The 13,569-nt window shown below is 60.8% G+C and carries 9 protein-coding genes and 1 pseudogene; 7 read left to right on the top strand and 3 right to left on the bottom strand.

Features of this window, described 5'->3' with window-relative positions; translation table 11 throughout:
• The first annotated feature begins 18 nt into the window (after positions 1-18).
• The 7 genes and pseudogenes from AB4N82_RS18500 to yegS all read left to right on the top strand — a co-directional run bounded on the left by AB4N82_RS18500 (position 19) and on the right by yegS (position 10,795).
• The gene (locus AB4N82_RS18500) at positions 19-7,800 is read left to right on the top strand and encodes a hemagglutinin repeat-containing protein (protein WP_460102505.1); all 7,782 of its coding nucleotides are present in this window, start codon (positions 19-21) and stop codon (positions 7,798-7,800) included.
• Between the two features lie 25 nt (positions 7,801-7,825).
• A pseudogene (locus AB4N82_RS18505) lies at positions 7,826-8,116 on the top strand (hypothetical protein).
• A gap of 59 nt (positions 8,117-8,175) precedes the next feature.
• A complete protein-coding gene (locus tag AB4N82_RS18510; RefSeq protein WP_090409756.1) occupies positions 8,176-8,484 on the top strand; it encodes a hypothetical protein in 309 nt (102 codons plus the stop codon).
• Positions 8,485-8,543: 59 nt separating this feature from the next.
• Positions 8,544-8,855 carry a hypothetical protein gene (locus AB4N82_RS18515; RefSeq protein WP_099603025.1) on the top strand — a complete coding sequence of 104 codons (312 nt, stop codon included), beginning with the start codon at positions 8,544-8,546 and terminating at the stop codon, positions 8,853-8,855.
• A gap of 24 nt (positions 8,856-8,879) precedes the next feature.
• Positions 8,880-9,206 carry a hypothetical protein gene (locus AB4N82_RS18520; RefSeq protein WP_032887932.1) on the top strand — a complete coding sequence of 109 codons (327 nt, stop codon included), beginning with the start codon at positions 8,880-8,882 and terminating at the stop codon, positions 9,204-9,206.
• Between the two features lie 33 nt (positions 9,207-9,239).
• Positions 9,240-9,785 (top strand): hypothetical protein, encoded by a 546-nt coding sequence (locus AB4N82_RS18525; protein WP_032887934.1) that lies wholly within the window; start codon positions 9,240-9,242, stop codon positions 9,783-9,785.
• A gap of 92 nt (positions 9,786-9,877) precedes the next feature.
• Positions 9,878-10,795 (top strand): lipid kinase YegS, encoded by a 918-nt coding sequence (yegS, locus tag AB4N82_RS18530; protein WP_032887935.1) that lies wholly within the window; start codon positions 9,878-9,880, stop codon positions 10,793-10,795.
• On the opposite strand, the gene AB4N82_RS18535 is transcribed toward yegS, so the two are convergent.
• The 3 genes from AB4N82_RS18535 to AB4N82_RS18545 form a co-directional block, all read right to left on the bottom strand.
• Complete coding sequence (locus AB4N82_RS18535; RefSeq protein WP_032887937.1) at positions 10,754-11,413, bottom strand: response regulator transcription factor; 660 nt, start codon at positions 11,411-11,413, stop codon at positions 10,754-10,756. The genes yegS and AB4N82_RS18535 overlap by 42 nt on opposite strands.
• Positions 11,410-12,303, bottom strand: a complete 894-nt coding sequence (locus tag AB4N82_RS18540) for a sensor histidine kinase (protein ID WP_122681125.1) — start codon at positions 12,301-12,303, stop codon at positions 11,410-11,412. The genes AB4N82_RS18535 and AB4N82_RS18540 overlap by 4 nt, the downstream gene beginning before the upstream one ends.
• 354 nt (positions 12,304-12,657) lie before the next feature.
• Entirely contained in the window at positions 12,658-13,107 is a 450-nt protein-coding gene (locus AB4N82_RS18545; RefSeq protein WP_177326444.1) for a hypothetical protein, read from the bottom strand.
• Positions 13,108-13,569: the final 462 nt, after the last annotated feature.

The following is a 13,569-nucleotide window of genomic DNA, read 5'->3' on the forward strand; positions in this document are numbered from 1 at the left end:
ACCGCGCAAAGGACTTGCATGAATAAGCATCTGTATCGAATTGTTTTCAACCAGGCTCGCGGCCTGCTGATGGTGGTGGCCGAAAACGTCAAGAGCGCGTGCAAGGCTCCCGGCACGACCGGCGCCGTAGCGCGCCCGGGTACGGCGGTTGCCACGCTCACGCCGCTGCGGTTTGCGCTGATGCTGGGCATGGGCTGGGTCGCGCTGGCGGCGCCGGTACAAGCGCAGGTGGTGGTCGATGGCTCCGCACCGGCGGGCCAGCGCCCGACCATCGGCGCCGCCGGCAACGGCACCACGGTGGTGGACATCACCCGGCCAAGCGGCGCTGGCGTGTCGCGCAACACCTACACCCAGTTCGACGTGGACAAGCGCGGGGTGATCCTCAACAACGGCGTGACCAACAGCCAGACTCAACTGGGCGGGTGGATCGAAGGCAACCGCAACTTGGCCAACGGCAGCGCACGGGTGATTCTCAACGAGGTCAATTCGAGCAACCCTAGCCAGTTGCGCGGCTTTGTCGAAGTGGGGGGCTCCAAGGCGCAGGTGGTAATTGCCAACCCGTCGGGCATCACCTGTGAAGGCTGCGGGTTTATCAACGCCGACCGCGCGACCCTGACCACCGGGCGCGCGCAGTTCGAGAACGGCCTGATCAGCGGCTATGAAGTCTCGGGCGGCAAGATCAGCATCGGCGGCGAAGGCATGGACACCAGCCGCGCCGACTACACCGAAATCATCGCGCGCACCGTTGAGGTGAACGCGGGCATCTGGTCCAAAGACTTGACCATCAAGGCCGGCACCACCGGCGCGGCCCCGACCGACACGCCAACCGTCGCCATCGACGTGGCGCAGCTGGGCGGCATGTACGCGGGCAAGATCACCTTGGTCGGCAATGGCGCAGGCGTGGGTGTGCGCAATGCCGGGCAGATCGGCTCCAGCGCCGGTGAAGTGGTGATCGGCACCGACGGCCGGATCGAAAACCACGGCCAGATCAGCAGCGCCACCGATTTGACCGCCCGCGCCGACAAGGGCATCGACAACGACGGCACGCTGTACGCGCAAGGCAACCTGGCCGTGCATACCGCTGGTGATATCGACAACCGTGGCATCGTGTCCGCCCAGGGCAATGCCGCGCTGACCGCCACCGGCGCCAATTCGGCGATTCGCAGCCACGCAGGTTCCGCATTGGCCGCGGGCGTGGACAGTACCGGCAAGCTCGGCAGCAGCGGTTCGCTGACGCTGACCTCGGCTGGCACCTTGACCGCCAAAGGCCAGAACCTCGCCGCGCAGACCCTCAAGGCCAGCGCCGCCCAGGTCGACCTGAGTGACAGCCAGACGTCCGCCCAGACCGTTGAGTTGACCAGCACCGCCGGCAATCTCGACTTGCGTCGCAGCCGCGTCACCGCCGGCCGCGCCCTCACGGCCGACGCTAACCAGAGCGTGCTCAGCGATGCTGCACAGGTAGGCGCTGCACAGATCAGCGTGACCGCGCTGGACCTGTCCAACGTCGGCGGCAAGTGGGTGCAGACCGGCAGCAATGGTATGCAAATGACCGTCGCGCGCAGCCTCGACAACAGTGGCGGTACGCTGTCCAGCGGTGGCACCCTCGTCGTCAGCGCTGACACCCTGAACAACGCGGATGGCCTGGTGCAGTCGGGTGGCCTTGGCGACTTGTCCGTCACCGCGCGCCAGCACCTGAACAATCAGAAGGGCAAGCTGGTCACCGCCGCGCAATTGACCCTCGACGGCGGCACCCTGGACAACAGCAGCGGGCAGATCACTGCCGGCGGCGCGCTGGGGATCAAGGCCGCGCAGTTGAACAACGCCAATGGCACCGTCGCGGCCACGCAAACCTTGACGGTCAAGACCGACAGTCTGCAGAACCAGGGCGGTACCCTCGGTTCGGTGGCCGCCGACCTGATCCTCAACAGCGACACCAGCGTGCTCGACAACCGTGGCGGGCGTCTGGAGGCAGCCAAGGCGCTGACCCTCAATGCACTCGGCCTGAACAACCAAAGTGGGGTGATCACCGGCGCGCAACTGCTGCTCAATACCCAGGGCCAGCAACTCGACAACAGTGCAGGCACCGTCAACGCCAGCGACACGCTGAGCGTCGACAGCGGCGCGTTGATCAACGACGGCGGCATCATGCAGGCCAAGTCGGACCTGCGCGTGGATACCCATGGCCAACAGCTGAGCAACCGCAATTCCGGCAGCACCGGCGGCATCCTCGGCCAGCGCGACGTCACCGTGCGCGCCGGTCAAGTGTTCAGCGACCAAGGCTTTATCGGCAGCGCGCGCACCCTGGACATCAACGCCCAGCAACTGAGCAACCAGGCGGGCTTGTTGCGCGCCGACGGGCATCTGTTGCTGACCGCCGCGAGCGTGGACAACAGCGCGACCCAGGGCGCGAACCAGGGCATCAAGGGCCAGAGCGTCGATCTCGACACCGATACGCTGACCAACCGCGCTGGCTCAATCGTGTCCGACACCACGCTGAACGTGAAGGGCAGCGGCAGCGTGGACAACGACGCGGGCATCCTCTCGGCGGGCAGCGTGCTGACCCTGGCCGATCGCAACCCGGCGCAGAAAAGCCTGGCCATCAACAACGGCGCGGGCACGCTGATTGGGGGCCAGTCCGTGTTGCTCGACAGTGCCAATTACAGCGGCACCGGCAAGGTCCAAAGCCTCGGCGACCTGACCTTCCGGTTGACTCAAAACTTCATCAACAGCGGCCTGGTGCAGAGCAACGGCGACCTGTCGCTGCAGACCGGCGGCACGATGACCAACCAGGGGGCGGTGCAGTCCGGCGCGCTGGTGCGCGTGGATGCCGGCGCTATCGACAACGGTACCAACGGCGTGATCAGTGGGCGGCGTGTGCAGGCCAACGCGGTCAACCAATTCGACAACCGTGGCGTGGTCGACGGCGAGACGACCCGCCTCAGTGCTGCGACCCTGAACAACCTCGGTACCGGGCGCCTCTACGGTGATCATTTGTCGATCACCGCCGGTACGCTCAACAACATCCTCGAAGGCGCAACGGCGGCGACCATCGCGGCACGCAACCGCCTGGATATCGGCGCTCAGGTCATCAACAACCGTGAGCACGGACTGATCTTCAGCGCCGGCGATACGGTGATCGGCGGCTTGCTTGACGCCAACGACCAGGCCAGCGGCCAGGCACAGGTGCTCAACAATGCGAGCGCCACCGTCGAAGCGCTGGGCCATCTGAGCGTCAACGCCAAGCAGATCAACAACACCAACGAACACTTCGCCACCGACCGCGTGCTGGTGTCCAACCAAGTGCTGCAGGAGTATCTGCTGTCGGGCTCGACCAACCGTTACACGCCGGACCAGATCTCGCTGTACAACGACGAGGTGCTGCACCTGGTCACGCCGGAAGGCTACGGCACGCGCTGGAACCGCTATGACTACACGCGCAGCGTCACCGAGACGCAAATTGTCAGCTCCGACCCTGCGCAGATGCTTGCCGGTGGCAACCTCACGTTGATCGCCGACCAGGTGCTCAACGACAAGAGCCGGATCATTGCCGGACAAGCGCTCAACGGCAGCATCGGCCAGGTGATCAACACCGAAGTGACCGGCGAACGGGTCACGGCCGACAACGGCAGCGTGGCCAATTACTATCGCATCCAGCGCAAGGGCCGTGACCGCCAGGGCGTCGGCCTGACCGGTTATACGCCGGCGCCGCTGATCGAGCAGATCTCCCTTAAACCCACGGTGTACACCGAGTACGCGGCCATCAACGGCAGCGGCACCCAGGTTGGCGCGCTGGTTCTGGCCAACGTTACCGACAGCACTGCGGGTACCGGTGAGCTGGCGGGCGCTGGCCGCACCCACGCCGTGAGCCCGATCAGTGAAGTGAAGGCACTGACCCAACTGGACGCGGCAGGCGCGGTGGAGCAGATCCGCACGGGTGGTTTCAACCCCGACCTGCCCAACAGCAGCCTGTTCCAGACCAACCCGAACAGCACCGCCGGTTATCTGGTGGAGACCGACCCGCGCTTCGCTAACTACCGCAAGTGGTTGTCTTCGGACTACATGCTCGGGCGCCTGAACCTCGACCCGGCGGCTACGCAGCAGCGTCTGGGCGACGGCTTCTACGAACAGAAGCTGATCCGTGAGCAAATCGCGCAACTCACCGGCCGGCGCTTTCTCGACGGCTACGCCAGTGATGAGGAACAGTATCGCGGCATGATCGACAGCGCCGTGACCCTGGCGGATCAGTGGAAACTGATTCCTGGTGTCGCCCTGACCGCCGAACAAATGGCGCAGTTGACCAGCGACATCGTCTGGCTGGTGTCCAAGGACGTCACGCTGGCGAGCGGTGAAGTCCGTCAGGTGCTCGTGCCGCAAGTCTATGTGCGGGTTCGCGAAGGTGATCTGGATGGCTCCGGCGCACTGATGGCCGGGCGCACGTTGAACCTTGATGTGCGCGGTGATCTGGTGAACTCCGGCAGCCTGTCCGGGCGCGATGGCGTGAACATCAGCGTGCAGAACCTCGACAACCTCGGCGGCCGTATCCAGGGCAACGACGTGGCCCTGACCGCCAGCCAGGACATCAACAACATCGGCGGCCTGATCAGCGCCAACAGCCGTCTGGCCCTGAGCGCCGGCAACGACATCAATGTGCGCTCGGTCACCACCGACAGCGAGAGCGATCAGGGCACCCGCACCGGCTTGTCGCGGGTGGCGGGGTTGTACGTGTCGGCACCGGCGGCGAACCTGATTGCCACCGCCGGCAACGATATCAACCTGCAAGCCGCGCAAGTGAGCAACACCGGCGTCGGCGGCAAGACGTCGCTGGTGGCGGGCAACGACATCACCCTGACTACAGTGAAAGAGTCCTACACCCAGTCCAACCAGTGGGATGGCGACAACTGGCGCAAGGAAGCCGGACGCAATGAAGTCGGCAGTTCGGTGCAGGCCAACGGCGATGTTCGCGTGGGCGCCGGGCGTGACGTGCAGGTGCGCGGGGCGATGGTCAACAGCGACGCGGGGGCTGTTGCTGTGAGTGCGGTGCGCGACATCAATGTCGAGGCCGGCGAGCGCTTCAACAGCGCCGACGAAGCGCACAAGGTCAAGGGCAGCAACGGGATGTTTTCGAGCAAGACCACCACCACCCGCGACACGGTCAGCCAGACCACCGCACAGGCCTCGACCTTCAGTGGCGAGCAGGCGGTGATGCAGGCCGGCAACAACATCACGATTACGGGTAGCAACGTGGTTTCCACATCGGGCACGGTGCTGGCGGCGGGCAACGACATCAAGGTATTGGCAGCCACCGAGCAACTTGACGAAAAACACATGAAGGATGTGAAGACCAGCGGTATGTTCAGCGGGGGCGCCATTGCCGTCACCGTTGGTTCCAAGCAACAGACCAATAAAGACAGTAGTCAGCAGACTACGGCGGCCGCGAGCAACATTGGCGCAACCGACGGCAACGTGCTGATCAGCGCCGGCGGCGAATACCGTCAGGTGGGCAGCAATGTAAACGCGCCCAATGGCGATGTGTCGATCGACGCGTCCGAGGTCAATATCCTCGAAGCGCGCAACCTCAGTGCGCAGCAGCAGGAGCAGCGCTTCAAGCAGACCGGCGTGAGCCTGACCCTGACCAACCCGATCGTGAATGCGGTACAGACCGCCCAGCGCATGAACAAAGCGGCCGAGAGTACCGACGACAAACGAATGAAGACCCTGGCGGCGCTGAGTACCGCTTGGTCCGCCAACGACGCCCATACTCAGGTCATGGCCGACCCGGCGGCGGCGGGCGGTATCAACTTGAGCATTGCCCTGGGCATGAACAAAAGCGAGAGCAAAAGCGAGCAGACCAGCAACACCGCAGCCGCTTCGACGGTCGCGGCGGGAGGGGATGTGACGATCGTGTCCTCGGGCGGCACGCGCAACAACAACCTGACCGTGCAGGGCAGTGAGATCACGGCGGGCAACAATGCGTTGTTGAAAGCTGACGGCAACATTCTGCTGGTGGGTGCGCAGAACACCATCGAGCAACACAGCACCAACAAAAGCGTCAACGGCAGCCTTGGCATCGGCATCTCGTTTGGTAGCGAGAAAAACGGTCTGAGCTTCAACGCGTCCGCCTCTCAGAGCCGGGGCAATGCCGATGGCAATGACTTGGTGTGGAGCAACACCCACGTGACTGCTGGCAAAGAGGTCAGTCTGATTTCCGGTAAGGACACCACCCTGCGTGGTGCGGTGGTGTCGGGTGAGACGGTCAAGGCCGATATCGGCGGCGACCTGAATGTCGAGAGTCTGCAGGACACCAGCACCTTCGCGTCCGAGCAGAAGAGCATGAGCGCTGGGATCAGCATCTGTATCCCGCCGGTCTGTGCCGGTGCGGCGACCGCTAGCTTCAGCTCCACCAACGCCAAGCAGAAGTCCAACTTTGCCAGCGTGATCGAACAATCGGGCATACGTGCCGGCGACGGTGGTTTCGACATCAACGTGCGCGGCAATACCGACCTCAAGGGTGGCGTGATCGCCAGTTCCGACAAGGCCATTGCCGACGGCAAAAACAGCCTGACCACCGGCACGCTGACGGTGTCCGACATCCACAACGTGTCCGAAGCCAGCGCCAAAACTTCAGGCGTCGACCTGAGTTCGGACATGCTCGACGGCAAACTGGGCACGGCCAAGGCGCTGCTCGCCAACAGCATCAACAACGGCTCGGACTCCGACTCCGCCGACAGCGACACCCGCAGCGCGATCAGCGCCGGCACCTTGGTGATCACCAATGCCGAGCGCCAGCGTGTGGTTGGCGGCATGACGGTTGACCAGACAATTGCCAACCTGAACCGCAACACCGAGGCCGCCCATGTCGCCGTGGGACGGTTGGATGTGGCGGAAATGGGGCGCAAGGTCGCGGCTGAGCAGGAGATCAAGCGTGAGTTCTATCATCAGGTCTCGCTGCTGGCGGATGAGGCGTATCGCAAGATCTTTATCGAGAAGGCGCGGGTGTATGAGGTCTTGAAGGATGAGAATGGTAAGGCGCGGGTTGATAAAGAAGGCAAAGTTGAATATCGCGAGTTGAGCGACGAAGAGAAAATGAACCTCAAGAAAGGGCCGGACGGCAAAGTGCATATCGCCAACAACGGCATTTTCAATGATGCCGACGCTGCGGCCAGGTATGCCAACCAGCACAGTTCTGCCGATACCGGGCCGCAGTATTTGATCCACTTCGAGAAAGCCAACAACTTCACCTCGGAGCTGATGATTGCGGCATATCAGAAAAACCTGGAAAACGATTTCTGGGGCCTGTCCAACGCGACCGTGCAGACCAAGGAATACATGGTCCAGTTCGGTAAAAGCGGGCTGCATATCGACGGCCATAGCCGGGGCACCATGACCACGGGCAATGCCATGGAGTCTTTGGTACGTGACCCATCAAACATTGGCGTGTTGGGTGATACGTCGATGAATTTCTTCGGGGCTGCGTATGGGGTGCAAAAAGCCGATTCGTTGCTGGGGATATTGCAGGATCGCTCAAGCTTCAGCTCTGAGAAAAAGCGCGAGGAGATGGCGCTGCAGTACCAGAATCATCGTTTCGACCCGGTTGCACGGACACTAGGCGTAGGCTTTAACCCTGGGACCGGCGGTACGCTACCCCCTGGTAGTAACCCCTTATTGGAGTGGTTGAAGGTGTTTTATGCTGCTGAAAGCGTCCATAACTGTTACGGCGCCGCGTCACCGGCATGCGGCGTTTACTGGAAGGATTTCAAGGAGAATCAATCACAATTCGTCAAAGTCAAACCTCAACCCTAAGGCATTCAGTATGTTCAAGTCCGCAATGCTGCCGGGTCTGGGCTTGCTGGTTGTCGCTGGCTGCACACCGTTTTAGCCACCTCCACCTGATTTCACCAGATGGTATAAATCCGGCGTATCCGAGGTGGAGGTGAAAAGCGCCATGCGTGGTTGCGGTTACACCAATCTGGATGGAAGGGGAGATCTATCACCCATCGATGTAAGACTGGCGCGTTTTTATTGCATGAAGGACGCAGGCTTCTCACGCAAAGATAACTTGGACATGTGCAAGCTTGGCCGCGTTGGTGAATCACCGGTGTGCGAAGGTCGTCGTTAATCCATACCTGAAAGGAAACAGAGAATGAACGATCTACGCAAACCATGAGGAAGAACGTGATGTTCAGGAAGAGCCTGCTGTTGAGTGTTTACGCGGTGTTATTGATTGGCTGCACGGGCAGGGGCTTCCAACCGCCGCCGCCTGACTTTATCTATTGGCAAAAGAGTGGGGTCTCTGTAGAGGGCGTTAAGAGCAGTATGCTCGCGTGCGGGTACGAGAATGTGGCGGGCACGGGCGGCGGTTCAATCGATGAGCGGCTTAGGAGCTTCTACTGCATGAAAGATGCGGGCTTCACACGCAAAGATAACTTGGACATGTGCAAGCTTGGCCGCGCTGGCGAATCACCGGTGTGCGAAGGTCGCCGCTGATCCATCACTAAAAGGTCGTAGGGAATGAACGATCTGCGCAAACCCTGAGGAAGAGCACGATGTTCAGGAAGAGCCTTCTGCTGAGTGTTTACGCGGTGTTATTGATTGGCTGCACGGGGAGGGGCTTTCAACCGCCGCCGCCGGAATTCACCAATTGGAAAAAAAGTGGGGTCTCCCAAGAAGACGTCAAGAGTGCGATGAGAGCTTGCGGGTATATCAACCTGACAGGCACGGGGGACACAACGCCTATTGACCAGGTACTCACACAGTTTTATTGCATGAAAGACTCGGGTTTCAAGCGCACAGATAACATTGACCTGTGCAAAGAAGGCCGCATTGGCGAATCACCGGTGTGCGAAGGCCGTCGGTAACCCATCCCTAAAAGGAAGCAAGGAATGAACGATTTACGCAATGGACTGTACGGCGTCGCGCTGGCATTGGCGGCGACAGGGTTGGGCGGTTGCGCCTCGTCGATGACGGTCACCGGCGAGCCGGGGGTGAGGATGGGCCAGAGCTATGCACAGGTGCTCGCGGTGGTCAGCCGCAACAACGCCGTGACCAAGCAGGTCGATGGCGAAGGCTTCCGGGCGGAGGGTTACTCGTCGATGTTCAAGGACTGCCGCATCAAGTACTTCATCTTTCAGGGCGCCGATGGCTTGCAGCAGGTGAAGTACGAGCCCGCACCGCAGTTGTCGGTCAGCCAGAATTGCCGTCAGCCGTAAACAGCCCTTTATTCCTTTGCGAGTTGACTGCTGATGAGCGTTTTACGTGGGGTTCCCGTGGCGTTGCTGGTGCTGCTGACAGGCTGCGGCCAAGTGGCGAATATCCGTTCCTTGTCCACCGGCTACGTCGCACCAACGTCTGGCGAGACTGCCCGTGTGCGGTTGATCACCGATGGTCTGGTGCGCGCGGTGCCGGGGCGTGATTGCCTGGACTGGAATGTACCGGGCGCTGGGGTGATGGCGTCGACGAAAGCGGGCTTCCCCGATCACAACGGCGAGAGCCTGGGCATGCCTGGGCCGATTTACTCGTGGGCTGCTGCCGTATCGTCGGAGTTGGTGGTGCCGGCGAACACCCCGATCGCGTTTCATTACTTGGGGAAACTGCAGTATTCCCGGCAATGCTCCAGCACCATGACCTTTGTGCCTCGGCCGGGGATGGACTACATGGTGCAGGCGTCCATCTATGCGAGCTGTTCGTTCCAGCTGCACGAGCTGCCGCCGGGCGGTAAGCAATGGGTCGAGGTGGAGCCTGCGCCCAAGGGCAAGGTGTCGATGTGCAACGCGATGGATAATTTCTAGCGAGCCAATTATTTTTCGACCTTAATGACTTTTTCCTACTCCTCAAAGGTCAACATCCTTCAAGCACCATTGACTCCAGGAGTACGCCCCCCATGACCACCCCCAAGGCACTGTTGATCCTTCACGGCAAGCAAGCCCTCAACGAGGACGTACGCGCGGCCGTGCTGGCCCGGCGCGAGTTGGGTTTGGAGCTGGCGGTGCGGGTGACGTGGGAGGGCGGTGACGCTCAACGGCTGGTCAAGGAGGCTGTGGACGGCGGTTACACCCACATCATTGCCGGCGGCGGCGACGGCACCTTGCGCGACGTGGCCGAAGCCATGGCCCAGGCCAAGAGCGACGCCAGCCTGGTGCTGATGCCCCTGGGCACCGCCAATGATTTTGCCAAGGCTGCCGGCGTGCCGTTGGAGCCTGCCCAGGCCCTGGCATTGCTGGATGTGCCCCCTAGGGCAATCGACCTCGGCCAGGTCGGCGGGCAGATTTTCCTGAACATGGCCACTGGCGGCTTTGGTAGCCAGGTCACGGCCAATACCTCCGAAGATTTGAAGAAAGTCCTCGGCGGCGCTGCTTATCTGTTTACCGGCCTGACGCGCTTCAGCGAGTTGAAGGCCGCCTACGGTGAGCTGGAAGGACCGGACTTTCACTGGAAGGGCGAGTTGCTGGCGCTGGGTATCGGCAACGGCCGCCAGGCGGGCGGTGGGCACATACTGTGCCCCGGCGCATTGGCCGATGATGGTTTGCTCGACGTCAGCATTCTGCCGGCGCCTCAGGAAGTGGTCGGCACGCTGCTCAATCTGGTGAGCGACGGTGGGATCGACAACATGTTCGTACGGGCGCGTCTGCCGTGGGTCGATATCAAGGTGGCGCAGGGCTTGTACATCAACCTCGATGGCGAGCCGCTGGAAGGTGACGACCTGCACTTCGAGGCGTTGCCCAAGGCGCTTCGCGTGCACTTGCCGGTGGATTCGCCCCTAGTCGTCCAGGCTGATGATCTGCTCGCGCACAGCGAATAACACCAGGCCTGCCACATCAAATATCTGCAGACGCTTCATGATTTGCGAACGGTGGGCTTCTACCGTCTTGATGCTCAGGCCCAGGCCGTGGGCGATCTCACGGGTGGATTTGCCGCGCACGATCAGGCGCAGGATCTCCAGTTGGCGTGCCGTGAGGTTATGGCTTTGACCGGCGGGCGTGATCGGCCCCTGGCTGCGCACCAGCGCCTGGTTGATCACGGTGTGGGCGATCGCCGGGCTCAGGTAGCGCTCGTTGTTGCGCAAGGCTTGCAGCGCGTGTTCCAGCTCATTGGCGGTAGTGTCCTTGAGCAGGTAGCCATGGGCACCGGCTTGCAGCGCGCGCATGATCAACTCCGGGTCGGTGTGCATCGACAGGATCAGCACCTTGCTCTTGGGGTGCGCACTCTTGAGTTGCTTTAAAGCGTCGAGGCCGCCGGTGTGCTTCATCGACAGGTCCAGCAGCACAATGTCCGGTAGCAAGCGATTGAACTGCTCCAGCAATTGGGCGCCATCGCTGGCTTCGCCCGTCACCGTGTAGCCGGGAATATCCTGGATCAGCGCACGTACGCCGGCCCGGATCAGGGCATGGTCGTCCACCAGAAGTAATGTGCAGGTCACTCGATAACCTTAGGGGCGCTGGCCCGTTCGAGGGCGCGGGGCGCCCAGGGGAAGAGCGCTTCGATGCGCGTCCCGTTACCTGGATGACTGCTCACGGACAATGTGCCGCCAAGCTGATCAACCCGCTCGGACATGCCCGCCATGCCCCGCTGGCCTTCCAGGCTGGGATTGATGGCGGGCAAAAAACCCTGGCCGTCATCACAAATGCTCAGCGACAGGCCTTCGGGTAGACGTTGCAGGCGCACCAGCAGGTTGTGTGCCTGGGCGTGGCGCAGCATGTTGGTGACGGCTTCCTGGGTGATGCGAAAGGCCGCCACGGCCATTTCTTCCGGGATGCCGGTCAGCCGTTGCTGGCATTCCAGGCTCCAGTGCACCGGGGTGTTTTCCAGGGTCTTGAGCAGGTGCGCGCGCAGGCTGGCTTCGAGGCCCAGGCTGGCGAGCTGTCGGGGGTTGAGGATGGCAGAGACGTCGCGCACCTTGGCCAGGGTCTCGTTCAAGGTATTGCACAAGACGTTGCACTGGGTTTGCAGCTCATCCGGCATACGGCGCTTGAGCCATTCGCTTTGCAGCTTGGCGGCGGTCAGCAGTTGCCCGATGTCGTCATGCAGTTCGCGGCTGAGGCGGTGGCGTTCGTTTTCCTGCACTTGCAGCAGGCGATCGGCCAATTCCTGGGGCTGGAACTTGATGGATTTGCGCGAGTACCACTGTTGCAGGCCTACCACTAATAAGGTGGCCAGGTTGAGCAGCAGTACCATCAGCGGCAGCGGTGCGGAGTGGGCGTAGGCCCACAGGCTCAGCAGCAGCGAGCCAAGGCATAGCGTGAGGATCAAACGGCGTGCATTGCTGCGGGACGCGGACCTTGCGATGAATGTCTTGAGGCTGGCATGCATAGCGGATGGAGCCAATAAAGGTTCGCTGCGGGAAGACCGGTCGACACTGACCGGGCGCTGTTTGAGATACGTTATTGAATCGTTTTCAAAGTTAATAAATTCAATCACTTTGAGGGGGTGATAGTACCACTACTCTTACCTTCGGTCGCCAGGCGCCTGTCTGGCGGGATTATCTAAGCGCGCAAATATTCAGGGACGATAGTCCCAAAGTTAATGAAGGGGGGATGTATTACTTCAACAGGAATGTAGGGGTTATGGTTAATTGATATCTACGCATGCGCCATTCAGTTTCAATGGGTTGGTTAAACCTGTCGTTTTTAGAAAACTGCGCGTTATTTACGACCTCATAACCGCTCAGGACGAGGGGTGTAAACGCTGCTGCGGTTTATATCTGAAATCCTTTTGTGGGATTTGCAGTGTGACCGTAGCAATCAATGAGGTTTGTTCCGATTCATCCAGTGCCAATAGGCCTGTCTTTGCATCGATAAGCTCCAGTTGCCAGGCCAGCAGTCTCAGGCAGTCTTCCAGGGCGCTCAGGGCCTGATCATGCAGCTGCAACGGGTTTTCGGCGTTGGCGATCACGTATTGGATATGCCGCGAAAATTCGCTGATCGCCTGCAGGGCCAGGCAATCGGCTTTTTCGGCGAGCTTGATTAGGCTGGCTTTCATGCAGTCGATGGCGTCGCTGTCGTTGCGAATCAGATGCAGGTGACTCAGGCACTCTTCCGACTTGGCCAGCAGGTTTTCAGCCTCGTGCAGGAATTCGGGAAGTGCAAGTTGCCACTCGTTACCGTCGTTCATCATGCAAGTCTCCACAACATAAGGTGGGGTGATGAGAGGTCGCATTGGGTGAGTGGCGTAAAACTACTGCTGAAAGATAACTGGAGTCTGTAGGTTGCTTCTGAGCGTTCAGTAGGACGTTTATTTGAATGATGGCGACGGCTGCGCGCGGCCCTCGTGAGCGGGCTCAATTGCACACCTTCAGTTGCCGCGACGTGAGTGTCTGGTAGACCCGTGGAACGAGGGCTTGGGATGGCAAACAAAGCCTGACTCCATTCATGCAATGAGAATGGCGTCACATTAATGACTATTAGATAAAGCGAATATCAGGTTGGGCCTGATTGCTTATAGGGGAATCCCTTACATGGCGGAACTTTGCATCGCTTTGAATGTCCGGCAACGCCGATGTACCGCTGTCTGGAGAGGTTCATGCAGTAGAGCATGATGTCAGTGTGACATCAATGAATTTACGTGGCATTTTAGCAG

This window comes from Pseudomonas sp. H1_D04 (assembly GCF_054683855.1).